This window comes from Actinomadura sp. 1N219 (assembly GCF_044326405.1).
Lineage (GTDB): Bacteria > Actinomycetota > Actinomycetes > Streptosporangiales > Streptosporangiaceae > Spirillospora.
This window is the reverse complement of the sequence record NZ_JBIRAY010000011.1, coordinates 42,128-66,751: the sequence shown is the minus strand read 5'-3', so window position 1 is coordinate 66,751 and position 24,624 is coordinate 42,128. Positions and strand designations below refer to the sequence as shown.

At 68.6% G+C, this 24,624-nt stretch carries 22 protein-coding genes; 19 read left to right on the top strand and 3 right to left on the bottom strand.

Annotated features, from left to right (window positions below):
• Positions 1-223 precede the first annotated feature (223 nt).
• Together ACH35V_RS29480 and ACH35V_RS29475 are read left to right on the top strand one after the other, a co-directional pair.
• Complete coding sequence (locus ACH35V_RS29480; RefSeq protein WP_395977167.1) at positions 224-2,074, top strand: RNA polymerase sigma factor; 1,851 nt, start codon at positions 224-226, stop codon at positions 2,072-2,074.
• Positions 2,075-2,175: 101 nt separating this feature from the next.
• Positions 2,176-3,447: an NlpC/P60 family protein gene (locus ACH35V_RS29475; RefSeq protein WP_395977165.1), complete on the top strand. Its 1,272-nt coding sequence runs from the start codon at positions 2,176-2,178 to the stop codon at positions 3,445-3,447.
• A gap of 218 nt (positions 3,448-3,665) precedes the next feature.
• On the opposite strand, the gene ACH35V_RS29470 is transcribed toward ACH35V_RS29475, so the two are convergent.
• Positions 3,666-4,157, bottom strand: coding sequence for an inorganic diphosphatase (locus ACH35V_RS29470; protein ID WP_395977163.1), 492 nt, complete (start codon positions 4,155-4,157; stop codon positions 3,666-3,668).
• 264 nt (positions 4,158-4,421) lie between these two features.
• Here ACH35V_RS29470 and dacB point away from each other — a divergent pair, with 264 nt between their 5' ends.
• From dacB to ACH35V_RS29415, 11 genes are all read left to right on the top strand, one after another.
• Positions 4,422-5,693, top strand: a complete 1,272-nt coding sequence (gene dacB / locus ACH35V_RS29465; protein WP_395977161.1) for a D-alanyl-D-alanine carboxypeptidase/D-alanyl-D-alanine-endopeptidase — start codon at positions 4,422-4,424, stop codon at positions 5,691-5,693.
• Between the two features lie 144 nt (positions 5,694-5,837).
• Positions 5,838-6,947, top strand: a complete 1,110-nt coding sequence (locus ACH35V_RS29460; RefSeq protein ID WP_395977691.1) for a zinc-dependent metalloprotease — start codon at positions 5,838-5,840, stop codon at positions 6,945-6,947.
• A gap of 87 nt (positions 6,948-7,034) precedes the next feature.
• On the top strand, positions 7,035-8,060 hold the full coding sequence (gene tilS, locus ACH35V_RS29455) for a tRNA lysidine(34) synthetase TilS (protein WP_395977159.1): 1,026 nt from the start codon (positions 7,035-7,037) through the stop codon (positions 8,058-8,060).
• A 126-nt stretch (positions 8,061-8,186) separates the two neighbouring features.
• Positions 8,187-8,747, top strand: coding sequence for a hypoxanthine phosphoribosyltransferase (gene hpt / locus ACH35V_RS29450; protein ID WP_395977157.1), 561 nt, complete (start codon positions 8,187-8,189; stop codon positions 8,745-8,747).
• A 325-nt stretch (positions 8,748-9,072) separates the two neighbouring features.
• A complete protein-coding gene (ftsH, locus tag ACH35V_RS29445; RefSeq protein ID WP_131966287.1) occupies positions 9,073-11,076 on the top strand; it encodes an ATP-dependent zinc metalloprotease FtsH in 2,004 nt (667 codons plus the stop codon).
• 185 nt (positions 11,077-11,261) lie between these two features.
• Entirely contained in the window at positions 11,262-11,849 is a 588-nt protein-coding gene (gene folE / locus ACH35V_RS29440) for a GTP cyclohydrolase I FolE (protein WP_131966308.1), read from the top strand.
• A 197-nt stretch (positions 11,850-12,046) separates the two neighbouring features.
• Positions 12,047-12,970, top strand: a complete 924-nt coding sequence (folP, locus tag ACH35V_RS29435; protein ID WP_395977155.1) for a dihydropteroate synthase — start codon at positions 12,047-12,049, stop codon at positions 12,968-12,970.
• Positions 12,967-13,404: a nuclear transport factor 2 family protein gene (locus tag ACH35V_RS29430; protein WP_131966285.1), complete on the top strand. Its 438-nt coding sequence runs from the start codon at positions 12,967-12,969 to the stop codon at positions 13,402-13,404. Before folP ends, ACH35V_RS29430 begins: the two co-directional genes overlap by 4 nt.
• Entirely contained in the window at positions 13,401-13,766 is a 366-nt protein-coding gene (gene folB, locus ACH35V_RS29425) for a dihydroneopterin aldolase (protein ID WP_131966284.1), read from the top strand. Before ACH35V_RS29430 ends, folB begins: the two co-directional genes overlap by 4 nt.
• Positions 13,763-14,350 (top strand): 2-amino-4-hydroxy-6-hydroxymethyldihydropteridine diphosphokinase, encoded by a 588-nt coding sequence (folK, locus tag ACH35V_RS29420; protein WP_395977152.1) that lies wholly within the window; start codon positions 13,763-13,765, stop codon positions 14,348-14,350. The genes folB and folK overlap by 4 nt, the downstream gene beginning before the upstream one ends.
• Entirely contained in the window at positions 14,347-14,856 is a 510-nt protein-coding gene (locus ACH35V_RS29415) for a DUF3180 domain-containing protein (protein WP_395977150.1), read from the top strand. The genes folK and ACH35V_RS29415 overlap by 4 nt, the downstream gene beginning before the upstream one ends.
• Positions 14,857-14,882: 26 nt before the next feature.
• Here the strand turns inward: ACH35V_RS29415 and ACH35V_RS29410 are convergent, their stop codons facing one another.
• On the bottom strand, positions 14,883-16,031 hold the full coding sequence (locus tag ACH35V_RS29410; RefSeq protein WP_395977148.1) for an NADH-quinone oxidoreductase subunit D: 1,149 nt from the start codon (positions 16,029-16,031) through the stop codon (positions 14,883-14,885).
• Positions 16,032-16,443: 412 nt separating this feature from the next.
• Here ACH35V_RS29410 and ACH35V_RS29405 point away from each other — a divergent pair, with 412 nt between their 5' ends.
• From ACH35V_RS29405 to ACH35V_RS29395, 3 genes are all read left to right on the top strand, one after another.
• On the top strand, positions 16,444-16,791 hold the full coding sequence (locus ACH35V_RS29405; RefSeq protein WP_243719182.1) for a PH domain-containing protein: 348 nt from the start codon (positions 16,444-16,446) through the stop codon (positions 16,789-16,791).
• Positions 16,788-18,401 carry a PH domain-containing protein gene (locus ACH35V_RS29400; protein WP_395977146.1) on the top strand — a complete coding sequence of 538 codons (1,614 nt, stop codon included), beginning with the start codon at positions 16,788-16,790 and terminating at the stop codon, positions 18,399-18,401. The genes ACH35V_RS29405 and ACH35V_RS29400 overlap by 4 nt, the downstream gene beginning before the upstream one ends.
• A 466-nt stretch (positions 18,402-18,867) precedes the next feature.
• Positions 18,868-20,076, top strand: coding sequence for a cytochrome P450 (locus ACH35V_RS29395; protein WP_395977144.1), 1,209 nt, complete (start codon positions 18,868-18,870; stop codon positions 20,074-20,076).
• Between the two features lie 337 nt (positions 20,077-20,413).
• Here the strand turns inward: ACH35V_RS29395 and ACH35V_RS29390 are convergent, their stop codons facing one another.
• Positions 20,414-21,427: an SAM-dependent methyltransferase gene (locus tag ACH35V_RS29390; protein ID WP_395977142.1), complete on the bottom strand. Its 1,014-nt coding sequence runs from the start codon at positions 21,425-21,427 to the stop codon at positions 20,414-20,416.
• Between the two features lie 4 nt (positions 21,428-21,431).
• Between ACH35V_RS29390 and ACH35V_RS29385 the strand changes: the two genes are divergently transcribed.
• The 3 genes from ACH35V_RS29385 (at position 21,432) to ACH35V_RS29375 (ending at position 24,575) form a co-directional block, all read left to right on the top strand.
• Positions 21,432-21,572 carry a hypothetical protein gene (locus tag ACH35V_RS29385; RefSeq protein WP_395977140.1) on the top strand — a complete coding sequence of 47 codons (141 nt, stop codon included), beginning with the start codon at positions 21,432-21,434 and terminating at the stop codon, positions 21,570-21,572.
• A 793-nt stretch (positions 21,573-22,365) separates the two neighbouring features.
• On the top strand, positions 22,366-23,538 hold the full coding sequence (locus tag ACH35V_RS29380; RefSeq protein WP_395977138.1) for a sensor histidine kinase: 1,173 nt from the start codon (positions 22,366-22,368) through the stop codon (positions 23,536-23,538).
• 338 nt (positions 23,539-23,876) lie between these two features.
• Entirely contained in the window at positions 23,877-24,575 is a 699-nt protein-coding gene (locus ACH35V_RS29375; protein WP_395977136.1) for a response regulator, read from the top strand.
• Positions 24,576-24,624: the final 49 nt, after the last annotated feature.

Here is a 24,624-nt window from a genome sequence, read left to right as displayed (position 1 = left end):
TCCGAGCCCTTCGCTCTGTGTAGTGCGTCCATCGCTTACCGACATAACGTACTGGTCGTCCATTGATCGCCCCTGTCCAGACAAGCTGGACAAAGTGCCGCGAACTCCACTTCTGCGACACTCTGGAAAAGTATGATCGAAGTGGAGGAATGACGTTCGGTATCCCGGTTTGATCCCTTGAATTGGCCGGTAAATAGTGCTCGCAGCCCTTACCTTCTATGGGATGGACGACCATCTCCTGGTCGAGGCACTGCGTGAGCGCGACGCCGACGCTCCTGCCGCGATGTACGACGCTCATGCCGACCGCCTCTACGCCTACTGCTGGTTTCAGTTGCGTTGCAGGGACGCCGCCCAGGTGGCGCTGCGCGACACGTTCGTTGTGGCCGAGGCGCACATCGGCAGGCTGCGCGACGCGGACCGGTTCGGGCCGTGGCTCTACGCCCTCGCCAGGCTGGAGTGCGCGCGGCGAATGCCGCCCAAGGACCAGGCACCGGACGTGCCGGTGGCCAGCCACGACCAGGAGGACGTAGACCAGCGCATCATGGCCTGGCAGGCGGTTCTGGCGCTGCGGCCCATCTCGCGGGAGATTCTGGAGCTGAGAGTCAGGCACCAACTTTCCGTTCCCGACCTCGCCGCCGTGTTCGACGTGCCGCTGAAGGACGCCCAGACGGCGCTTGAGCGCGCGCACGCCGAGCTGGAAGAGGCGTTGATCGCCGAGATACTCGTGCACCAGGGTCCGTACGGTTGCTCCCAGCGTGCCCGGCTGCTGCGGGAACGGCGCGGCGATTTCAACCATGACCTGAATGGCCGGCTGATGAAGCACGCAGAGGACTGCTCCGTCTGCGGAGCCTTCCGCCCGCGCGCGGTGTCGGCCGCCAAGGTGTATGGGCTGCTGCCGGACGCTGACCTTGCCGCGGAACTCCGGCTCCGGGTCATGAGCTGCTTCCTGGACCCGGAACTCGTCGGCTACAGGCTCTTCGTTGCCACCAGGGTCACCGAATTCACCGCCGACGGATTCCCGATCCAGTCCAGAGAACCGGCGAGGTCGCTCAGGACATCGGGTCCAAGAGGGCTCTTCTGGCTCCGTCGCCTCCGCAGGACGGACTCCCGGCCGATCCGCAGGACGGACTCCCGGCCGAGGGCGCCCCTGCCCGAGGAAAGCGACCCCAGATCGACCGGCCTTGGAGCGTACGCCGTTCGTGTGATCCTGGCGCTCACGGCGATAGCCCTTGTTGCCGGGGGCGGGGTCGCTTCCATCTACGGGCTTTTCGGCACAGGCCGAGGTGACGCGAACAACGTCGCCGGTCCGCGTCCGACCGTGGTTCCCGGGGCTTCGCAGGAGCTGGGCCCAGGACGACCGTCCGCGGACCATCCCGGTGCTTCAGCCCACCTGGACGTCGCTCCCGTGTCCGCCACGTTCCCGTTGGGCTCGCGGGTATCGTCCGCGCCGCCGACCGCACTGCCGACACCGTCGGAGCCGTCCAGCCCCAGCGACGAACAGAGAGGTTCCCCAGCGAAGGGCGCGCTGGCGGCCTCTCCGCTCTTCCTGGACCTGGCAGGAGGCGCGGACGGTGCCGTAGAGCTGCGAGCAGAGGGCGGACCGGTGTCCTGGCAGGCGAAGACCCAAGCACCTCTGCGAGTCGACGCCGTGTCGGGACATCTGGGTGCCGGCCAGAGCGTGATCGTGCGCGTACACGTCTCACGCCAGCCGAACTCCCGTGGGAACGGCACCATCACGTTCTTCCCAGGAAGAAAACAGGTGCACGTCACCTGGCGACCCAACACTCAGGACCCGGGCCCGACACCTTCGCCTACGCCGACGAGTTCCAGCCCTGGGAAACCGTCCACTTCGCCGGGGACTCAGCGGCCGACCAGTCCGCCGCCCTCCAGGCCCAAGCCTCCATCGTCCAAGCCGCCGTCTTCCGGCCCGCCGTCGTCCAAGCCGCCTTCGTCTCCGGAGCCGTCGCCCTCCGTGCCGCCACCCAGCAGCGGACCGGACCCGTCTCCGTCCACGGAACCGTCCTCGCCGAGCAGGTCTGCCGCTCCCAGTACGAGCACGACGTCCAGTTCCTGAACGGCGGGGGTGGGTATACGTACCTGCCATTGCCCGAGTCAACTACTCCCCGTAAGGGATTGTTTGCGCTAAGCAGTGCATACCTGGGGGAGGACGTGCGCATGGCATCTGGCGCAACCAAGCCCCGTCGCGCGATCCCGTCCTCCCTCCGCGGTGCGGGACTGCCGCTGATCGCCTTCTCCGCGAGCCTCGCGCTCGGCATGAGCATGCAGGCACCGGCCGCTCCCGCCCGGGCCACCACCGCCGAGCCCGGCCCCAGCGCGAGCGACGTTGAACGGAGCCAAGACCGGGTCGAGGAAAGGGCCGCCGAGGTCGGACGGACGAAGGCACTGCTCGCCCAAGCGGACGGCGAACTGCACCGGCTCGCAGTCGCCGCAGAGGTCGCGATAGAGCGCTACAACGGAGAGCGGCTCAAACTGCAGCGATCGCAGCAGGCGTACAGGGACACCCAGGCGCGACTGGCCGAAGCAGGCCGAAGGCTAGAGGAGACACGAGCCGAACTGGCGTCGTTCGCTGCGCAGGCCTACCGCAACCACGCCGGCCACAACCAAATGGCAGCGTCGCTTACCGGCAGCGGTGGTCCTCAAGGCGCCATGGATCGCGCCGCGATGGTAGAGATGCTCGCCGAACGACGGGCTGCAATGGTCGAGCGGATGGAGGCGTCCAAGAGGGTCGCCGACGTGTTCCGCCGCCAGGCGCAGGCGGCATTCGCCGAGCAGGCCACGGCGACGAAACGCGCTGACGAGGCTAGGCAGGCCGCGCAGGACGCAGTGGCCAGGCAGCAAGCGTCCGTGCAGCGCATCGAGGCGGAGAAGCGCCGTCTCGAGCGTCGGCTTGGCAGCGCTCAGGCTCACGCTGCGCGAGTCAAGCGCGCGCGGCAACGGGCACTGGAGAAGGCTGAGACACGCAAGGTTCGTTCCGAATTCACCGGTTCAAAACGTCCTGTCGCGGGCCTGTCCTCGACGGCGCGCGGTGCCGTCGTAGTGCGAGCAGCACTCAAGTGGCTCGGCACCCCCTACTCCTGGGGCGGAGGCACCGTGGCGGGCCCAAGTTACGGAGTTGCGCAGGGGGCGGGAACTGTCGGCTTCGACTGCTCGGGCTTGGCGATGTACGCCTGGCACAAGGCCGGTGTACAACTCGACCACTGGACGGGCACACAGTGGACGTCCGGGCCCCATGTCCCCATCAACGAACTGCGTCCCGGTGACCTCGTCTTCTTCGCGACTGACATGTCAGACCCCGGCACCATCCACCACGTGGGCATCTACCTCCGCAAGGGCCGGATGGTCGAGGCGCCCTACACCGGCGCACGGGTGCGCGTATCCAGCATCCACCGTGGCGACCTGATCGGCGCGACCCGTCCCGCCCTCTGAGGCCGCGCCTACGTCCGCTGCCCGCGCCACCACGCAGGGCCTAGCCGAGACTGGTCCGATGGAAGACGAGAACCCTTCCGCAGGGGTTTCCACGCGGAAGGGTTCTCGCAGTCGTGTCACATCGGCGCGGGAGCGGAGTCGGCACCGGTTGACCACGTCCGGCTTGGCGCAGCCGGGTCGGTCTTGGAAGTCGCCAGAAGGAGGCAGCGTGGCGGCGCTCAGTGGCCGCCCTGGTCCGCCGCGCGCTTGAGGGAGCGCTCGATCTCCTGCTCGGCCTCGACGCGCCCCACCCAGCTGGCGCCCTCGACGGACTTGCCGGGCTCCAGGTCCTTGTAGACCTCGAAGAAGTGCTGGATCTCCAAGCGGTCGAACTCGGCCACGTGGTGGATGTCGCGCAGGTGCTCCATGCGGGGGTCGGTCGCGGGGACGCACAGGACCTTGTCGTCACCACCGGCCTCGTCGGTCATCCGGAACATCCCCACCGCGCGGCAGCGGATGAGGCAGCCGGGAAACGTCGGCTCCTGCAGCAGCACCAGCGCGTCCAGGGGGTCGCCGTCCTCGCCGAGGGTGTGTTCCACGAACCCGTAGTCGGCCGGGTACTGCGTCGAGGTGAACAGCATGCGGTCGAGCCGGATGCGCCCGGTCTCGTGGTCCACCTCGTACTTGTTCCGCTGGCCCTTCGGGATCTCAATGGTGACGTCGAAATCCAAGATGTCCTCCGCTCCCTGCGCGCGCGCAGTGAATAGTCTTTCGGGAGCCCGTGGGCGAGGCCGTCCCCACAGGTGAGTGTTTCCCTTATATAAGGATGTCGCACGTTGGTGAGTGCTGAGTGGGAGAGGGGCGGTCACGTCCCTGGACGGGCCCGTGCCCTCGCTGTCCTGTCGCTGTGCCTCCTTAACGTTTTCGCCATCGCCGCCGGGCCGGCAGTGGTGAAACTCACACCTGACCGCCAGCTGACCCCGCAGCCGCCCAGCGTGGCCGTTCGCGACCTCGTGCGCGCGCCCGCGCCGGCGGCGCTCTCCGCGGCCGATCTCGCGGACGGACGGCCTCCGAACACGTCCGCCCTGGCCGGACGGCTCTCGGCGCTGATCGGCGGCCCGCGCGCGAAGCTCAGCGCGGTGGTCATCGACGTGGCGACCCGCCGGCCCCTGTTCGAGTGGCGCGCCGACCGGCCCGCGACACCGGCGTCGACCACGAAACTGGTGACGTCGGTGGCGGCACTGGCCTCGGTCGGGCCCGCGCACAGGATCACCACGCAGGTCGTGCGGGGTACCGGTGGCGGGATCGTACTGGTCGGAGGCGGAGATCCGACATTGACGGTCCTTCCGGCGCGTCCTGACGCGGGCCATCCGCCCTATGCGTCCCTCTTGGACCTGGCCAGGCAGACGGCCACCACGCTGAAGGCGTCCGGCGCAGGACGGGTGCGCGTTGACTACGACACGTCCGCCTACCAGGGGCCTCGTACGGCAGCGGGGTGGAAGCCCAATTACGTGCCTGACGGGGAGGTCGCGCCGGTCACTGCACTGGCAGTTGATGAAGGACGGGTGGCTCCCTCTGACCCGTCCAAGAAGACGCGGGTCTCCGATCCGGCGGCCGCTGCCGCGAAGCAGTTCGCGCGGTTGCTTTCCAAGTACGGGGTCAGCGCGAAGGTCGGGCGCAGCACCGTCGCGCAGAAGGGGGCGGTGCGGCTCGGCGCCGTCCAGTCACCGCCGATGTCCGCGCTGGTGGAGCATTTGCTGACCGAGAGCGACAACGACGTGGCTGAGGCGGTGGCCAGGCAGGTCGCCATGAAGCTGGGCCGCCCGGCGACGTTCGCGGACGCCGCGCAGGCCGTCCAGCAGGTTCTCGCCCAGCTTGGCGTCGCGCAGGGGGTTCTGGTCAACGATGGCAGCGGTTTGTCCACGCGCAACCGCATCTCGCCTATCGCACTGGCCCATCTCGTCTCGATCGCCGCAGGAGAGAAGCACCCGGAACTCCGTTCTGCCATCACCGGCCTGCCGATCGCCGGCTTTTCCGGGACGCTCAGCCCGCCGCGCTACACCGGCGCGACCAGCCGGGCTGGCGCGGGCATGGTGCGCGCCAAGACGGGCACCCTGGCGGGCGTCAGCACGCTCGCCGGGCTTGCGTACGACGTCGACGGCCGGTTGCTCGCCTTCGCCCTCATGGCGGGGGACGGCAAGGGGCCGGTCGATCCAGGAAAGCTCGACCAGCTGGCGGCGGCCATCGCATCCTGCGGCTGCGGCTGACCGCTCTAACGGACACCTGGTGGTTTGGGGCGGAGTGTGGGCGGGTCCGTACGGGAGATAACCAGAACAGTTGTTCGTTGAACGACTGTGCAGGGCGCTCCGGCGCCGCGTCCGAAACGTACGGTGGAGTACATGAGCGCCTCAATGATCGACTGGAACGTGGCGGTCCAGGCCGGGACCCGGCTCGTCAGGCCGGGGCCGCAGGTCAGCCACGCCGAGGCCCGCGAGGTCGTGGCGGAGCTGCGCGAGCTGTCGAAGATCGCCCACGGGCATGTCCGGGACTTCACCGGCATGGCCTCCGAGCTCGATCCCGACCCGGCGACGATCGTGGACAGGCCCGGCTGGATCCGGGCGAACGTCGACGGTTTCCGCGTGGTGCTCGAACCGCTCATGGAGCAGATGTCCGAGCGGCGCACTCCCGGGGCGCTGGGCGGTGCGGGCAACGTCGTCGTCCAGGCCGTGGGCTCCCGCGTCACCGGCATGCAGGTCGGCGCGATCCTCGCCTACATGGCCAGTCGGGTTCTCGGTCAGTATGAGCTGTTCCTGCCGCCCGACCCGTCCGGGCGTGCGCCGACAGGACGGCTGACTCTGGTCGCGCCCAACATCGTGCACGTCGAGCAGGAGCTCGGTGTGGACGCGCATGACTTCCGCCTATGGGTGTGCCTGCACGAGGAGACGCATCGCGCCCAATTCACCGGGGTTTCGTGGCTGCGCGAGTACGTGCAGGACCAGATGACCCAGTTCCTGCTTGCGTCCGACCTAGACCCGGGCGTGATGCTGGACCGTATCCGCGACGCGGCCGAAGCGGTCGCGGACGCCGTGCGCGGCGGCGACGCCAACCTCATCGACGCGATCCAGAGCCCGGAGCAGCGCGCCATCCTCGACCGTCTCACCGCGGTGATGACGCTGGTCGAAGGGCACGGCGACTACGTGATGGACGCCGTCGGCCCAGAGGTCGTGCCGTCGGTACAGCAGATCCGGTCGCGCTTCCAGGGACGGCGTGACGGCGGCTCCAAGCTCGACAAGACGATCCGGCGCCTTCTGGGCATCGACCTGAAGATGAAGCAGTACGCGGAGGGTTCGCGGTTCGTCCGCCGGGTCGTCACCGAAGTCGGCATGAGCGGTTTCAACCAGGTGTGGGAGTCACCGGAGACGCTGCCCACGCACGACGAGATCAAGGAGCCGGCCCTGTGGATGGACCGCGTCGTCGGCCCGCGCGCCCTGGACGCCCCGCCTAAGGCCAACGAAGCCTGACCCTAGAAGCCCTGACCCTGGGAGAGCCGACGACGCTGCTGCGCGCGAGGCCGGGCGCAGAACGCCGCGTGGTGGTAGAGGTTTCTCATGGGGCCTGATCCGGCAGTGGCGGCGGTACGTCTCGCAGTGAGGCGCGCCCTGGCCGACGTTCCACAGGGCACGCTAGTGGTCGCCGCATGCAGCGGCGGTGCCGACTCTCTGGCGCTCGCCGGTGCGCTGGCCTTTGAAGCGCCCAGAGCGGGACGCCTGGCCGCCGGCATCACGATCGACCACGGCCTCCAGGACGGTTCTGCAGAACGCGCCGACGCCGTCGTCCGGACCATGGCGGGCCTTGGCCTTGACCCGTCCGGATCCATCGCGGTGACCGTCGACGGTCCGGGCGGACCGGAGAACGCGGCCCGCGACGCCCGCTACAGAGCGCTGGACGAGGCCGCCGACAGGTTCGGCGCTGCGGCCGTCCTCCTAGGGCACACGCAGGACGACCAGGCCGAAACCGTCCTCCTGGGTTTGGCGCGTGGTTCCGGAGCCCGATCGCTGTCCGGCATGCCAACCGAGTTCCACCACTCTGTCGCCACAGGCAACAGCGAGGGGGAGCGGAGCGTCCGCTACCTGAGGCCCTTGCTTGAGCTTGACCGCGCGACCACGCGCAGGGCCTGCGAAGCGATGGGGCTCGAACCCTGGGACGACCCCCACAACGTCGATCCCGCCTACGCACGCGTGCGCGTACGCCATGAGGCTCTACCGGCGCTGGAGAAGGCTCTCGGCCCCGGCGTGACCGAAGCGCTGGCGCGCACGGCGAAGATGCTGCGCGACGACGCGGACGCCCTAGACGAGCTCGCCGCCCACGCCTACGACGACCTGGAGTCCCCTGAAGACGGCTCCACCGTGGCGCTCCGCCTGGAAGGGCTCGAAGACCTGCCCAGAGCCGTCCGTACTCGTGTAATGCGGATGGCGGCGGTCAAGGCGGGAAGCCCACCAGGTACGCTCGCGGCCGTCCATGTCGATGCAGTCGATCGGCTGGTCACGGCCTGGCACGGCCAGCGGCACGTCGATCTGCCCGGGGGGCTTCGAGCCGTTCGGCGGTATGGGAAGCTGCTGTTCGGCCCGGTTTGACATCGCGCCGTGTGCGAATCGTCACACGAAGCTCGCACGGCGCGCCCGCTGCGTGAACGGCGAAAACGGCTCGCGGCGATGTCCGTCCCACCGGACGGGCGAGGTCTGAGCGATGAGGGTGGGGTAGTGGACGAGAAGGACCTGGGCACGGACCTGGCGAAGGTGCTCATCCCGGAGGCCGACCTGCAGGCCAAGGTGCAGGAGCTCGCGGGGCAGATCGACGCCGACTACGCGGGCAGGGACCTGCTCCTCGTCGGGGTCCTCAAGGGCGCCGTCATGATCATGGCGGATCTGGCGCGGGCGCTGCACTCGCCGGCCTCGATGGACTGGATGGCCGTGTCGTCCTACGGCTCGGGCACGAAGTCGTCGGGCGTCGTGCGCATCCTCAAGGACCTCGACACCGACATCCTCGACCGGCACGTCCTGATCTTGGAGGACATCGTCGACTCGGGTCTTACCCTGTCTTGGCTGGTGAGCAATCTGCTCTCGCGCGGCCCCGCGTCACTGGAGATCTGCGCGCTGCTGCGCAAGCCGGAGGCGGTCCGGACAGACGTCGAGGTCCGGTACGTGGGGTTCGACATCCCGAACGAGTTCGTCATCGGGTACGGGCTCGACTACTCGGAGAAGTACCGGAACCTGCCGTTCGTCGGCACGCTCGCACCGCACGTGTACGGAGGCGGGGCTTAGCACGTCCCAGGGGCCCTCGGGGCTGCTCAGGGAACAAAGGGACCGTGACGAATCGTTGCAAAGGTCGTTGACGGGTATATGGAAGGGATGCAGGAGAACGGCGTCGGCTGCGTCTTCTGCATCCTGCGGTGTACCGTCGTTGTCCCGGGCCCTCGGGTCGGGGAGCCAGACGAGGGACAGCCGCCACGGCGGAACGGGGCCTCTGGGCGCCGGGCCGTTCGTGGGACGCATTGTTGGTCGCCCCGGCGTCCGTCCCCCGGGACGGACGAGGATCGTACGCAGATGTTGGTCAGGAGGGACGGGCCCCGGAGGGGTAACCGGATAAATGGACGTGAAGCGCTATTTTCGCGGGCCGCTGCTGTGGATCCTGCTGTTCGGCCTCTTGGTCGCCCTCGTCATGTGGGGCGTCAACCCCGGCCGTTCCTACGAGAAGGTCGATACCTCCAAGGTCGTCCAGGAGATCAACGCTGGGCAGGTCAAGTCCGCCAAGATCATTGACAAGGACCAGCGGATCGAGCTGACGCTCACCAACGGCAAGCAGCAGCAGGCCTCCTGGGTCGACGGCCAAGGCCTTCGCCTCCAGGAGCAACTGCAGAAGCAGGCCGATGCGGGCAAGCTGTCCGGTGGCTACAACGTCGACGTGCCGAAGCAGAGCTTCTTCCTGAACCTGTTGTTCAGCCTGCTGCCCATCGTCGTCATCGTGCTGATCTTCCTGTTCATCATGAACCAGATGCAGGGCGGCGGCTCGCGGGTGATGAACTTCGGCAAGTCCAAGGCCAAGCTCATCACCAAGGACACCCCGAAGACCACTTTCGCCGACGTGGCCGGGGCCGACGAGGCCCTGGAGGAACTGGAAGAGATCAAGGACTTCCTGCAGAACCCGGCGAAGTTCCAGTCGATCGGCGCCAAAATCCCTAAGGGCGTGCTTCTGTACGGCCCGCCCGGCACGGGTAAAACGCTGCTGGCGCGCGCGGTGGCCGGTGAGGCGGGCGTCCCGTTCTACTCGATCTCCGGCTCGGACTTCGTCGAGATGTTCGTCGGCGTGGGCGCGTCCCGTGTCCGCGACCTGTTCGAGCAGGCCAAGACCAACGCGCCCTCGATCATCTTCATCGACGAGATCGACGCCGTCGGCCGGCACCGCGGCGCGGGTCTGGGCGGTGGCCACGACGAGCGCGAGCAGACCCTGAACCAGCTGCTGGTCGAGATGGACGGGTTCGACGTCAAGGGCGGCGTGATCCTGATCGCCGCGACGAACCGTCCCGACATCCTCGACCCGGCGCTGCTGCGTCCCGGCCGGTTCGACCGCCAGGTCACCGTGGACCGCCCGGACCTGGAGGGCCGCAAGGGCATCCTGCGCGTGCACGGCCGCGGAAAGCCGTTCGCGCCGGACGTCGAGCTGGACATCATCGCGCGCCGCACCCCGGGCTTCACCGGCGCGGACCTGGCCAACGTGATCAACGAGGCGGCGCTGCTCACCGCGCGCTTCGACCGCAAGCTGATCGACATGGACACCCTGGAGGAGTCCATCGACCGCGTCATGGCCGGTCCGGAGCGCAAGACCCGCGTGATGTCGGAGAAGGAAAAGAAGATCATCGCCTATCACGAGGGCGGGCACGCTCTGGTGGCGCACGCGCTGCCTAACTCCGACCCCGTGCACAAGGTGACGATCCTTCCGCGTGGGCGGGCCCTGGGCTACACCATGACCCTCCCCATGGAGGACAAGTTCCTCACGACGCGTTCGGAGATGAACGACCAGCTCGCCATGCTGCTCGGCGGGCGCACGGCAGAGGAACTGGTGTTCCACGAGCCGACGACCGGCGCCGCCAACGACATCGAGAAGGCGAGCTCGATCGCCCGCAACATGGTGACCGAGTACGGCATGAGCGAGCGTCTGGGCGCGCGTAAGTTCGGCACCGGGCAGGGTGAGGTGTTCCTGGGCCGCGACATGGGTCACGAGCGCGACTACTCCGAGGACATCGCGTCCGCGATCGACGACGAGGTCCGCCGCTACATCGAGGCCGCGCACGACACGGCGTGGGAGATCCTCGTGGAGTACCGGGACGTCCTGGACGAGCTCGTCGTCAATCTGATGGAGAAGGAGACCCTCTCCAAGGAAATGGTGCTGCGCATCTTCGAGCCGATCCAGAAGCGGCCGCACCAGAACTCCTACACCGGCTACGGCAAGCGGCTTCCGTCCGACCGTCCGCCCATCATGACCCCCAAGGAACTGGCTCTGCTCGGCCCGCAGGACGTCACCGACCTGACCAAGAACAACGGCCAGGGCGGCGTCGCCTCGGAGGTCGCCGACCCTGCCCAGGGCGAAAGCTGACCGCGTTGGCTCATTCGCGGGACGAAGGACCGGCGCACGGCGAGCCGGGGGACGAGACACCGTCCCCCGGTGACCCGTCCGCGGGCACTGAGCGGGACCGGTGGACGACGGGTGAAAAGACCGTGCGTCAGACGGAGAAGGCCGCGCGTGACGCAGGGCGTGCGTTCGTCGAGGGCGAGGCGCGGATCCTGGAGGAGCCGCCCGGGTTCGACCATGCCCGGATCGAGAAGGCCGTCCGGGAGATCCTGATCGGGATCGGTGAGGACCCCGAGCGCGACGGGCTCCGCGAGACGCCGGCCAGGGTGGCGCGCGCGTACGCCGAGCAGTTCGCGGGCCTGCGGCAGCAGCCGGAGGACGCGCTGACGACGGTGTTCGACGCCGACCACGAAGAGATGGTCCTGGTGAAGGACATCGAGGTGTACTCCGTTTGCGAGCATCACCTGGTGCCCTTCCACGGGGTGGCCCACGTGGGTTACACCCCGAACAAGAAGGGCCAGATCACCGGTCTGTCGAAGCTGGCCCGGCTGGTGGACGTGTACGCGCGTCGCCCGCAGGTTCAGGAACGGTTGACGAGCCAGGTCGCCGACGCGCTGATGAGCGTGCTGGAGCCGCGCGGCGCGATCGTGGTGATCGAGGCCGAGCACCTGTGCATGACCATGCGCGGGGTGCGGAAGCCGGGCGCGAAGACGGTGACGTCGGCGGTCCGCGGCGACTTCCGTGATCATGCCGAGACGCGGTCCGAGGCGATGAGCTTGATTCTCGGGCGTTACTGACCGTCCACTCGGCCCCAGAGGCATCGAACGTGTGAACGGGCCTCAGCGTCGCGCTGAGGCCCGTTCACACGTGTCGGGCGGCGAATGCCGGGCGCGACCGACGGCGGGGAGCCGGGGCGAGGCGGGCGGCGGATGCCGGGCGTCGCGGCCGGAGGTGCCGCCCCGGCCGGGCGGGTTCAAGGCATAGGGTTGGGTGCATGACCATCGCCGCCGTTCCGGGGTTGCCCGCGCCAGGGCGCTGCCTCGTCATGGGCGTGGTCAACGTCACCCCTGATTCGTTCTCGGACGGCGGGGCCTGGTTCGACCCGGAAAAGGCCGTCGCGCATGGGCTGGACCTCGTCGCGGAGGGCGCCGACATCGTCGACGTCGGCGGCGAATCCACGCGGCCCGGAGCGCAGCGCGTGTCGAGGGACGAGGAACTGCGTCGCGTGGTTCCCGTCATAGAAGCGCTCACCGACGAGAACGTGCCGGTCAGTGTCGACACCATGCGCGCCGAAGTGGCGGAGGCGGCCCTCGAAGTAGGCGCCAAGCTGGTGAACGACGTCAGCGGTGGGCTGGCCGATCCGCAGATACCGCAGGTCGTCGCCGCGGCAGGCGTCCCCTACGTCGTGATGCACTGGCGCGGCCACAGCCATGACATGCAGTCGCGCGCCGTCTACGAGGACGTCGTGCGGGAGGTGCGCGACGAACTGCTGAGCAGAGTCGACGCCGTCCTGGCCGAGGGCGTCGACCCGTCGATGATCGTGCTCGACCCAGGGCTCGGTTTCGGCAAGAACCCGGTGGCCGGGCACAACTGGTCGCTGCTGGCCCATCTGGACGCTTTCACGGCGCTCGGTTATCCCGTCCTGGTCGGGGCGTCCCGAAAGAACTTCCTCACCAGGCTTCTCGCAGAGCCCGATGGGACGCGCCGTCCATTTCTCGAATGCGACGACGCCACCGTGGCCGTCACGTCGCTCGTCGCCGCCGCCGGTGCGTGGTGTGTGCGGGTCCACCGCGTCCGCCCGAACGCGGACGCCGTGCGTGTGGCGGCCGCCATCCGCACGGCCCGTCCCGTCGACGAAGGCAGCGCCGGGCAAGCCGCGGCCGACGATCGCGCCGACCACGGGAGTCAGCGCCCATGAGCCATGCCGTGAACCGCGCCGACGTGGACGAGGTCCACGCGGAGTTCTATGCGGCGTTCGAGGCCGGTGACTTCGACCGCATGTCGGACGTCTGGGCGGACGGCCCGTACGCCGACGGCGTCTCCTGCGTCCATCCCGGCTGGACGATGCTGCGCGGACGCGAAGAGGTGCTGCGTTCCTGGGCGCTCATCATGGCCAACACGACGTACATACAGTTCGTGCTGACCGACGTGGAAACCGACGTCTACGGCGACCACGCAGTAGTGACATGCAAGGAGAACGTCCTCACCGCCGACGAGGACACCGAGGCCGGGTTCCTCGCAGGAGGAAGCATCGTGGCCACCAACGTGTTCGTACGGGCGGACGGAGAGTGGAGGCTTCTGCTCCACCACGGTTCCCCCGTCCTCAACGTCGCGGATGCAGAGGAAGAATGAGTCTCGACCGCATCGAGCTGCGCGGCCTAAGGGCGCGAGGGCGGCATGGATGCCTGCCTGCAGAGCGCGAACTCGGACAGGAGTTCGTGGTGGACGCGGTCCTCGGTCTCGACACCCGCCCGGCCGCCGCCGGGGACGACCTTTCACGTACCGTCGACTACGGAACGCTCGCCGGCCGCCTCGTCGCCGCCGTCGAGGGAGAACCCGTCAACCTTCTCGAAACACTGGCAGACCGGTTGGCGACAATATGTCTGGAAGATGGGACGGTCTCCGAGGTGGAGATCACCGTCCACAAGCCGAGCGCCCCGGTGCCGCACCCCTTCACGGACGTGGCCGTGAAGATCAGGAGGAGTCGCCCATGACAGCGTCCGACCGCATGCCCGACCGCACCGCCACCGGCGGCCACATGCTGGTCGAGCACCGCGTCGTCTTCTCGATCGGCAGCAACCTCGGAGACCGCCTGGACAACATCCAGGGGGCCGTGGACGCGCTGTTCGACGCACCCGGGCTGAACTTCGTGGCCTTTTCCCCCGTGTACGAGACCGCCCCCTACGCGCCGCCTGGCGAGACCCTTCCGGAACAGGGCGATTTCCTGAACATCGTGCTCATCGCCGACACGCGCCTGCCGCCGGAGAACCTGCTCGAACGCGTGCTGAACATCGAGACGTCGATGCGGCGGGAACGCGAAGTCCGCTGGGGGCCGCGCACGCTCGACATCGACATCGTCGTTTTCGGGGACGTCGCGTCCGACGACCCCGATCTGACGCTTCCGCACCCGCGCGCGCACGAGCGGGCGTTCGTGCTCGTCCCGTGGGCTGATATCGAACCGGACGTCCTGCTCCCCGGGCACGGTCGCGTCGGTGACCTCGCCCAGGCCAAACAGTCGGAGGGTGGTCCGTCGGCCGTTCGCCGCCGGGAGGACCTGGCCCTGCAGCAGCCTGCATGAAACCGTCCCGCCCCCTGTTCCTCGTCGCCCTCGTGGTCGTCATAGCGATGATCACCTGGGCGGTGCTGCGTTCCGCCTACCTGTCGCTGCCGCCGCTGCCGTGGACGGCCGTCCCGACCCTGCTGCTGCTGGCGCTCGGTGAAGCCTTCACGGGCCTGAACGTGCTGCGCCGCCTTCGCCGCAGACCCGACGCCACCCGTCGTCCAGAAGAGCGCCGCAAGCCGCCGCCTAAGCCGCTGGACCCGATGGCGGTGGCGCGGCTCGCCGCCCTAGGAAAGGCCAGTGCGCACTCCGCTGCGGTCATCGCGGGCGTCTTCGCCGGGTTCGCCGCCAGCCTCGCGTCGTCGCTCGACAAGCCGACGCCCCGGCAGGACTTCTTCGTCAGCGGCGGGACGTTCCTCGCCGCAGTCGTGCTAGTCGCCGCAGCGTTCTTCCTGGAGTACGCGTGCCGCGTGCCCAAGGACCCGGACGAAGAGGAACGCAACCGTGGGGCGTCCCGCGCCTGACCCTGGTCGGTCGCAGAAGCCGGTGCTCATTTGTCGATGTCGCCGACGACGAAGAACATCGAGCCGAGAATGGCGATCATGTCCGCGACCAGGTTGCCGGGCAGCAGTTCCGTCAGGACCTGGATGTTGTTGAACGACGCGGACCGCAGTTTCAGGCGCCACGGAGTCTTCTCGCCGCGCGACACCAGGTAGTAGCCGTTGATGCCCAGCGGATTCTCCGTCCAGGCGTAGGTGTGGCCCTCCGGGACCTTCAGGACCTTCGGGAGCCGCTGGTTGATGGGGCCGGGCGGGAGTTCGACCAGGCGGTCGAGGCACGCGTCGGCGAGGTCGAGGGACGCGTGCACCTGATCCAGCAGACACTCGAACCGGGCCAGGCAGTCGCCCTCAGAACGGGTGACGACGCGGACGTCCAGGTCACCGTAGGCGAGGTACGGTTCGTCCCGGCGTAGGTCGAAGTCCAGCCCGGAGGCGCGTGCGATAGGCCCGGACACCCCGTACTGCAGGATCTGCTCCTGCGTCAGCACACCGACGCCTCTCGTCCGCGCTCGGAAGATCTCGTTGCCCATGATGAGGTCGTCGATATCGCCCATCCGGCCACGGACCTCAGACACCGCCTTCCGCGCGCGCGCCGTCCAACCGGCGGGAAGCTCCTCCTTCAGCCCGCCGACCCGGTTGAACATGTAATGCATGCGTCCACCGGAGATTTCCTCCATCACCCGCTGCAATGCCTCCCGCTCACGGAACGCGTAGAAGATCGGGGTGATGGCGCCTACCTCAAGCGGGTACGAGCCCAGAAACATCAGATGATTGAGGATCCGGTTGAGCTCGGCGAGAAGCGTCCTCGCCCATACGGCACGCGCCGGGACCTCCATGCCCAGCATCCGCTCGGCGGCGAGGACCACGCCCAGTTCGCTGGAGAACGCCGACAACCAGTCGTGCCGGTTGGCGAGCACGACGATCTGCCGGAAGTCCCGGACCTCGAAGAGCTTCTCCGCGCCCCGGTGCATGTAGCCGATGATGGGCTCGGCCGCCGAGATGCGTTCGCCGTCCAAGGTAAGCCTCAGCCGGAGCACGCCGTGCGTGGACGGGTGCTGGGGGCCGATGTTCAAAGTCATGTCCTCGGTGGCGAGCTCCTTGGCGCCCGCACCGATACCGACGATCCGTTCGGTGGTCATGGTCGCGTCTCCGCCGCTCCGGTCACCGCATCATGGTCGCATGGCGAGCGGTACTCGTTATCCGATTGACTAGGAGGCGATGAACGCGAGCTACGGCGAACCGCCATTCGAGCCCGCCGCGAACTCTGGAGCCCAGGGCGCGGCACATCCGCCGCTGCCTTCGGGCCCAGGGCACGGCGGACAACCGCCGAATCCTCCCGGTCAAGGCCAGGTACCGGCACACTACTCGCCGGACCAGAATCGGCCGTCCGGGCAGCCCGTCTACAGAGCGGACCAGGCGTTCGCGGCCGGCGGCGGCCTGCATTGGTCGCCCATCTCGAAACGCCATGCCCTGCACAGGCTTCTCACCGCTGTCCTCTGGGCGATTCCGGTGGGTGCTGTCGGTGCGTTCATCGTCTGGAGGAACGGTGGCGTGGTCCCGGCCGCCATGTGGGTCGCGGCAGTCGGGTTCGGGGCGGTCCTCACCTGGCTGATGGCCGAACTCGACCGCCGGGCGTACGGCTACGCGGAGCGTGCGGACGACCTCATCGTCACCCACGGGGTTTTGGTCAAGCGGCTCATCGTCGTCCCCTACGGGCGGATGCAGTTCGTGGACGTCACCGCAGGACTCCTGGAGCGGTGGATGGGCATCGCCACCGTCCGTATGCACACTGCCGCCGCGGCTACCGACGCCACCATCCCGGGCCTGCCCGCCTCTGAAGCCGCCCAACTGCGCGACCGCCTCGCCCAGAAGGGCGAGGAACGGAGCATGGGCCTATGAGCGGCCCTTACGGCCCACCAGGCCACCCCGGCCCCTATGGACGGCCTACGCAGCCCGGACCGTACGGTCCGTCAGGTCAGCCCGGCCCTTATGGTCCATCGGGTCAGCCCGGTCCCTACGGTCCGTCAGGGCGGCCCGGCCCCTATAGGCCGTCAGGGCAGCCCGGGCCGCATGGGCCGCCGAATGGCGGCCCGCCCTATGGGCCACGTCCACCTCATGGTCCTCCGCCCGGCCAGCCTTATGGGCCGCCTCGTCCGCCCTACGGCTACAGCCCACCGCCGGGCTCTCGTCCACCGATCCGGTTCTCCGAGGGGACGCATAGGCTCCACTGGGCGACGGCACCACTGCGCGCGTTCATTTTCCTCATCATCTACTTCGTCCTGCTCGGTTTTCCTCTGCTGCTGAGCCAGACGGAGGACGGCATAACGCTGGCGCTCACTCCGGTAGTGATTACCAGGTTCCTCATCGTGAGTATCCCGATGGGACTGATCGCAGTAGGAACGGGCCTCTGGACGTGGCTTGCCGTACGTTTCCGCGTGGACGGTGACGACCTGGTCGTTGAGACCGGTCTGCTCCGCAAGAACAGGCGTCGAATCCCGCTTTCGCGCATCCAGGCCATAGATCTCGTCCGTCCCCTGGTAACTCGCGTGTTCGCCCTTGCCGAAGTGCGCGTGGAACTGGCAGGCGGTGCGCACAGCGAGATCGCGCTCCGCTATCTGGGGCGGCATTCCGCTCTGCAATTGCGCGCCGAACTCCTGGCACGCGCGGCCGGGCTGCCCGGCCACACGCCCGAGGCGCCCGAACGTCACCTGTGGCGCGTTCCGTTCGGCGCTCTGCTGGGGTCGCTGGTCGTGCGGTTGCCCGTCCTTGGGACGGTACTGCTCTTCTTCGCGTCCCTGCTGTTCCTGGTGATGTACACGGAGGGCGGCATCCTGGCCGTCACCATCCCCGTCCTGCTCGCGCTCATCCGCGCCGTGATCGCGCCCCTCGTGATGTACGCCAACTTCACGGTCGCCATGTCCCCGGACGGGATCCGGCTCCGCTACGGCCTCCTGGAGACCCGGATGCAGACGCTCCCACCGGGACGCGTCCAGGCCGTCAGCATCGTCGAACCGGCGATCTGGCGCTCCCTGGGCTGGGCCCGCGTCGAGGTCACCGTCGCCGGGTACGCGGGTGAGCGCCAGGCGTTGTCGTCGACCCTCCTGCCCGTGGCGCCCCGGCACGTCGCAATGCATCTCGTCTCGCAGGTGTTCCCAGGAACCCATGTCGACGCGGTGTCTCTTGTTCCCGCGTCGTCCAAGGCAGTGGCGATCGACCGTGCGGAGGGCGCGGGCACAGACGATGTCGTCTTCGTGACCCGGCACGGCTGGCCCTGCCGTCGCACGGACGTGATCGCCCACGCGCGCGCGCAGAGCGTCCGGCTCACCATGAACCCGTTCCAGCGCCTCTTCGGACTGGCCACCGTCCACGTTGACGCGCCTCCCGGCCCGGTGCAGGTCGCCGCGACCGACCGCGAACTGGGCGAGGCGCGCGCCATCGTGGAATCGACCGCCCGCCGTGCCCTGGCCGCCCGCCGGGCCGGCGGGGACCCGGCCCGCTGGGCCCGCTGACCCCCTTTATCCACAGAATCTCGTTCTACTTCCGGGCCGGCTCGCGCTCCTCCAACATGGATCTCGGTCGGCCCGTCCGCTGGGGGGAGGGCGGGCCGACCACCCGCCATCGGCACCACCGGGGAGTAGCGAATGTTCGCGCAGCCTGCAGACAGCTCGTCCGGTTCACCCTCGGCGGGCGCCCATGTCTCTCGTGCATCGGCAGAGCGACATCAGATCCGAGACCATGCGTGGCCCCACAAGGCTGACTCTTCCGCTGGAGGACGGGTGGGCGGCGGCGCGTTCGGAGATGACCGACCAGCTCGGCACGCGTCCGCGGGTGGGCGCGCATCGACCCCTTTCAACCGAGACGCGGAGCGTGCGCCGACGTTATCGACGCACTTGGAACGTCGGCGCCGCCATTTCACAGTGGTCGGCGGCAGAAAGGTGTGGCCGGGAAGTGCATGAGATGCGAATATCGTCAGACATGAGTGTTTTGGCCTATGACCCCTGGTCCCCGGAGTTCGTGGCGAACCCCTATCCGGCGTTCGAGCGGCTCCGCGCCGACCGTCCCGTGTTCTTCGACGAACCCACCGGCCAGTGGGTGATCAGCCGATACGAGGACGTGGACGCCCTGTTAAGGGACCGTCGGCTCGGACGGACGTATCTCCACATCGGGAGCCATGAGGAGTTCGGCCAGGAGCCGGAGGCCGACTTCCTCAAACCGTTCTGGGACCTCGTCAGGGCCGGCATGCTGGACATGGAACCGCCCACCCACACCCGGCTGCGGCGCCTCGTGGCCAAGGCGTTCACCGCCCGCATGGTGGAGGGGCTGCGTCCGACCATCAAACGGCTCGCGGGCGACCTGGCCGGGGCGCTGGCCGCCAAGGGCGGCGGCGACCTCCTCGCCGAAGTCGCCGAGCCGCTGCCGGTCAACGTGATCGCCGAGATGCTCGGCATTCCGGTGGAGGACCGGTACCTCCTGCGCCCGTGGTCCGCCGACATCTGCGGCATGTACGAACTGAACCCGCCGCCCGAGGTTCAGCGGACGGCCGTCCGCGCCGCCGCCGAGTTCTCCGACTACCTCCGTCGTCTGGCCCGCACCCGCCGCGACGAGCCGCGCGACGACCTCATCACCGCCCTCGCCCACGTCGCGGACGAAGGCGACAGGCTCACCGAGGACGAGCTGATCGGCACCTGCGTCCTGCTGCTCAACGCCGGTCATGAGGCGACCGTCAACGCGACCGGCAACGGCTGGTGGGCGCTGTTCCGCAACCCCGGCGAGCTGGAGCGGCTGCGGGCCGATCCGTCACTCATCCCCACGGCCGTCGAGGAACTGATGCGCTACGACACGCCGGCGCCGATGTTCGAGCGCTGGGTCCTGGAGGACATCACCGTCGCCGGCGTCCCCCTTCCGCGCGGGTCCGAGGTCGCGCTGCAGTTCGCGTCCGCCAACCGCGACCCTGAGGTGTTCGCCGACCCCGACCGGCTCGACCTGTCGCGCGACCCGAACCCGCACATCACGTTCGGCCTCGGCATCCACTACTGCCTCGGCGCCCCGCTCGCCCGGATCGAACTAGCCGAGTCCTACGGAGCGCTTCTCCGCCTCGCCCCCGACCTCCGCCTGTCCGCCGAACCGCAATGGAAGCCCGGCTTCGTCCTACGCGGCCTAAAGGCCCTCCACGTGGAACGCTGACCCCCCGCCGCCGCGCCGGCCTCAGAACTGGTCCTACAGCCGGGCCGTGGAGGAGGGTCGGGCTGTCCGTCGAACGGCAGTGAATCTCGGTTTCGTGTTGCGGCGAGTTGAAGGGTCTTGCACGTGGAGCGTCGAGTGCTGGGCGTCGACGGGGTCTCAGGACTGGCACATCCGTCGGGTGTGGGGAGGGCGAGGTTGGCCGCTGAGCCGCGATGGAAGCGGGGGTTCGATTTACGGGGCCTGAGGGGGCCTTGCATGGGGAGCGCTGAGTGCCCGGGTCGGCCCGGCCTCAGGACGGGTCTTTCGAGAGGTTGAGGGTGTGCAGGGACAGCGGCGGCTACGCGGTCAGAACGGTGGGGAGGGGGATGTCTATGGTCTGAGCGAGCCAGCCGAAGCCGCCTAGGCCGGACGGGTCGGTCAGCTCGGCGTCTTCGCCGGCGTGGCAGAGTGCGGCCACGTAGGAGCGGGGGTCGTGGTGGGCCAGGTCCAATGGCGGACGTGCGCCGGAGAGGCCGAGGGCTCGCAGGGCGTTGCGCTGGGTCGTCAGGAGGGTGGACGTGGCGCCGGCGCGTTCTCCGGCCGCCGTGCAGGCATCGAGGGCGACGTGGGCGGTGACGTCGCAGGAGCCGTCCGGGACGGCGGGGACGGTCAGGCCGTCGCGGTAGCCCGTCAACGTGCCGTACACGGGACGCGACTCGCGAGAGTGCGAGTAGTCCACGGCCAGCGCGAGCCCCCGCGAGACTCGTCCGACCACGGAGGCCCAGGCGGCACAACGTGGATGGCCGATCTCAGCGCGGTCACCAGGTTCGCGAAGGGGCCACCAGTCCTCAAGCCAGTCACCATCCTCGTCGGACGGTGCCGGCCCAGGACGTTCGGTGCCTGTGGACGGTTGAACCAGCACCGTACGGACGCCGTCAGGAGTGCGTTCGACGACGTCCAAGGGCACATTGTCGAGCCACTCGTTCGCCACGGCGAGACCGGTGATGCGGTCCGGCAACTCGCTTCGCCAGACGATTTGTGAGGGGGTGTCAGATGGACGCGGCGCGATCTCCACCGCGGTCGGAGCTAACCGAGCCGCCAAGTCGGGAGGGACGCACGCAAGGATGTTGCTCAGCAGGCGTCCCGAGCCCGCGCCGATGTCGACGACGTCCACCCGGTCGGGCCGGCCGAGCAGGGCGTCGACCTCGACGAGGAGACGTGCGATGGCGAGCGCGAACCGCGGGGAGGCGTGCACCGAGGTGCGGAAATGCTCAGCGGGACGCTCGCCGCGCCGGTAGAAACCGCCTTCTCCGTACAGTGCGCGCTCCATCGCAGTGCGCCAGGGCAGCCACTCGGTAACCAACGCCTCCACGAGGGTGACGTTACCGTGGGCGACGAGTCGCGAACGCCCATCCTGGAGGCCGGACGCCGACAAGCAGTCGTCGTGCGTCGGCGGCTTCATCGCCGACACCGTGATCGAGATCCCGCGCGGCGCCAAGCCCGCCCAGTCGAGCTAGGAGTTCGTCCGCTACCTCACCACCGACACCGGCGCGCTAGTGACACTGTCCAAGGGCCACGCATCCTGAGGACTGGTCGGCAAGTCTGGGGCAGGCGGCCCATGCTGGGGGTTGGGTGTGAGTCTGGACGTCGGTAGGCGGGGCGGGAGTCGGACACCCATCCTGCAAGGCCTGGCGGGCGAGCCCGGGGGCTGGGCGGCCCATCCTGGGGCTGGGTGGTGAGTCTGGGGCTAGGCGGCCCAGGCTGGGGTTGGGAGGTGCGTCTGGAGGCCGGTCGGAGTGTCGGGAGTCGGACACCCATCCTGCAAGGCCTGGCGGGCGAGCCCGGGGGCTGGGCGGCCCATCCTGGGGCTGGGTGGTGAGTCTGGGGCTAGGCGGCCCAGGCTGGGGTTGGGAGGTGAGTCTGGAGGCCGGTCGGAGTGTCGGGAGTCGGGCGCCCTTCCTGCAACGCTTGGCGGGGGAGCCTGGGGCTGGACGCCCATCCTGGGGGCTGGGCGGACATGGTCCGCGCGACCGGCCCCCGGCACCGTCAGCGACTCGCGGGCTGGACACCCGTGCTGGGGCTGGGCGGCCCATGCTGGGTTGGGTGGTGGTCTGAACGCCGCTAGGTGTGCCCTGGAGTCGGACGCTCGTCTTGGGCCTGGCGAGCCTGGGGCGGACGGCATCCTGGGAGGCTCGAGGTGAGTCTTTGGTTTTGTCGCCTGTGCCTGGAGGTGGTCGGCCATCCTTGAGGCGGACGTGGGTCCGACCTGCGGCTGATCCGGGCTGAACTGCGGGTACGTACGCTGTCGGCATGGTCGTGCGGGCGTGGGATTGGCTGCGGGGCAGGAAGCCCCTGGTCGACGCGTTCTTCGCGGCTCCCCTGCTGTTCTTCTCCCTCCCCGGACTGGTCGGGGACTCGTACGGGGTCGGCAGGGGCACGTACGCGTTGATGGCGGTCGTGCTGACGGCACCGCTCGTCCTGCGCCGTACCTTCCCGCGCGCGGTCTTCGCCGGGGTCGCGCTGATCTCGTTCGTGCAGTGCGTGCTGAACGTGATCCCCGTGCCGGCCAACGTCGCCGTCCTGATGGGTCTTTACACGGTCGCGGCCGGGTGCTCGTTCCGGTGGGGGCTGGCGGCGGTGTTGAGCAGCGAGGTGGGCGCGGCTATGGCGACATGGCGTTATCCGGAGGGCGCGGACGACAGGAAGTACACATTCGTCATGCTGACGGTGGTCGTAGCCGGTGTGTGGCTCCTCGGCCTGCACATGCGTACGCGCCGTGCGTATCTGCGCTCGGTGGAGGAGCGGGCCGAGCGGCTGGAGCATGAACGCGACAACGAGGTCAAGATGGCAATGGCCGCAGAACGCGCCCGTATAGCCCGCGAGCTTCACGATGTCGTGGCGCACAACGTCAGCGTGATCGTGGTGCAGGCCGACGGCGCGTCCTACGCCATCGAGACCGATGTTGGACGGGCCAGGCAGGCCCTGGAGACGATCTCCTCGACGGGACGGCTGGCGCTGGCGGAGATGCGACGGCTCCTGGGCGTCCTACGCGAGAACGACGATGCGGGCGTGTTCGCACCACAGCCGGGAGTGGCGCAGATCGACGAACTGGTGGAGCAGGTCCGTGCGTCCGGAATTCCGGTGACGTTCGAGGTGGACGGGACACCCGCGGTCATGTCGGAGGGACGCCAGTTGACGGTCTTCCGGATCGTCCAGGAGGCGCTGACCAATACGCTCAAGCACGGTGGCCCGCGCGCGGCCGTGTCGATCCGGTTGCGGTATGCGGGCGACGCGCTGGAGATCCGGGTGGACGATGACGGTCGCGGTGCCGCCGCCCCCGACGACGGGCGGGGCCACGGTCTCGCTGGGATGCGGGAGCGCGTCGCCGTGTATGGAGGCAGCGTCCGGGCGGCGCCTCGTCCAGGTGGCGGCTTCGAGGTGGTCGCAAGGATCCCGGTACACGAGGAGGTTGGCGCGGCATGACGGAAATGAGGCGGTTGGACGTGCGGTGGTGTGGAGGGGGCCAGTTGCCCTCCGAGCCGTTCCGGGCCTTTCCGGGCCTTTCCGAGCTGGACGGTGACGGCGAGGGGCATGGGCGACGCAGACGGCAGCCAGGCTGCGACCGTTGAAGGTGCGGGCCTCACCTGACCGACCGGCGCGAATGCTGCCTTGAACGACGGCGTGAGCGTCGCCCTTGATTGACGGCACGAGTCTTGCCGTGATCGGTGGTGCGAGCGTCGCCTTGATTGAGGCGCGAGTGTCGCCCTGATTGACGGCGCGAGTTTCGGCCGACCGACGAGGTCGTCCCATAGGGAGTGTGCATGACGGAAGTTGACGGCGTGGTGGCTCCCATCCGCGTGGTGCTGGTCGACGACCAGGAACTGGTGCGGGCCGGGTTCACGATGGTGCTGGACGCGCAGCCGGACATCGAGGTCGTCGGCGAGGCCGGCGACGGTGTTCAGGCACTCGAACTGCTGCGTGGGACGCAGGCGGACGTGGTGCTCATGGACGTCCGGATGCCGCGCATGGACGGGATAGAGGCGACGCGGAGGGTGGTGGCGCAGTCCGGGCCGAAGGTCGTCATCCTGACCACGTTCGACCTCGACGAGTACGCGTTCGCGGCGATCAAGGCGGGGGCGGGCGGCTTCCTGCTGAAGGACGCGGGACCGTCGCAGCTGATCGAGGCGATCAAGGCGGTGCATTCAGGGGACGCGGTTGTGGCGCCGAGCACGACGAAGCGGCTGCTGGACCGGTTCGCGGTGCATCTGCCGGACGCGGAGGAGAAGGCGGACGTGGCGCTGGAGAGCCTCACCGAGCGGGAGGGTGAGGTGCTCAGGCTCGTCGCCCGCGGGATGTCGAACGCAGAGATCGCTGAGCGGTTGTACGTCTCAGAGGCCACCGTCAAGACGCATATGGGGCGGATTCTGATGAAGCTCGGCCTACGCGACCGGGTCCAGGCGGTCGTCTTCGCCTATGAGACAGGTCTGGTCAAAAGCGGCCAAAGAGACGGCCCGGTGTAGCGAGATTGTCACTCCGTGATGACCATTTGCCATCATCATGGGGATTGAC

What these genes read in the sequence shown, in the direction of transcription:
- ACH35V_RS29480 (WP_395977167.1), top strand. Translation starts at nt 224, where the DNA reads ATGGACGACCATCTCCTGGTCGAGGCACTGCGTGAGCGCGACGCCGAC.
- ACH35V_RS29475 (WP_395977165.1), top strand. Translation starts at nt 2,176, where the DNA reads ATGGCATCTGGCGCAACCAAGCCCCGTCGCGCGATCCCGTCCTCCCTC.
- ACH35V_RS29460 (WP_395977691.1), top strand. Translation starts at nt 5,838, where the DNA reads ATGATCGACTGGAACGTGGCGGTCCAGGCCGGGACCCGGCTCGTCAGG.
- tilS (WP_395977159.1), top strand. Translation starts at nt 7,035, where the DNA reads ATGGGGCCTGATCCGGCAGTGGCGGCGGTACGTCTCGCAGTGAGGCGC.
- ftsH (WP_131966287.1), top strand. Translation starts at nt 9,073, where the DNA reads ATGGACGTGAAGCGCTATTTTCGCGGGCCGCTGCTGTGGATCCTGCTG.
- folP (WP_395977155.1), top strand. Translation starts at nt 12,047, where the DNA reads ATGACCATCGCCGCCGTTCCGGGGTTGCCCGCGCCAGGGCGCTGCCTC.
- ACH35V_RS29430 (WP_131966285.1), top strand. Translation starts at nt 12,967, where the DNA reads ATGAGCCATGCCGTGAACCGCGCCGACGTGGACGAGGTCCACGCGGAG.
- folB (WP_131966284.1), top strand. Translation starts at nt 13,401, where the DNA reads ATGAGTCTCGACCGCATCGAGCTGCGCGGCCTAAGGGCGCGAGGGCGG.
- folK (WP_395977152.1), top strand. Translation starts at nt 13,763, where the DNA reads ATGACAGCGTCCGACCGCATGCCCGACCGCACCGCCACCGGCGGCCAC.
- ACH35V_RS29415 (WP_395977150.1), top strand. Translation starts at nt 14,347, where the DNA reads ATGAAACCGTCCCGCCCCCTGTTCCTCGTCGCCCTCGTGGTCGTCATA.
- ACH35V_RS29410 (WP_395977148.1), bottom strand. Translation starts at nt 16,031, where the DNA reads ATGACCACCGAACGGATCGTCGGTATCGGTGCGGGCGCCAAGGAGCTC.
- ACH35V_RS29400 (WP_395977146.1), top strand. Translation starts at nt 16,788, where the DNA reads ATGAGCGGCCCTTACGGCCCACCAGGCCACCCCGGCCCCTATGGACGG.
- ACH35V_RS29395 (WP_395977144.1), top strand. Translation starts at nt 18,868, where the DNA reads ATGAGTGTTTTGGCCTATGACCCCTGGTCCCCGGAGTTCGTGGCGAAC.
- ACH35V_RS29380 (WP_395977138.1), top strand. Translation starts at nt 22,366, where the DNA reads ATGGTCGTGCGGGCGTGGGATTGGCTGCGGGGCAGGAAGCCCCTGGTC.
- ACH35V_RS29375 (WP_395977136.1), top strand. Translation starts at nt 23,877, where the DNA reads ATGACGGAAGTTGACGGCGTGGTGGCTCCCATCCGCGTGGTGCTGGTC.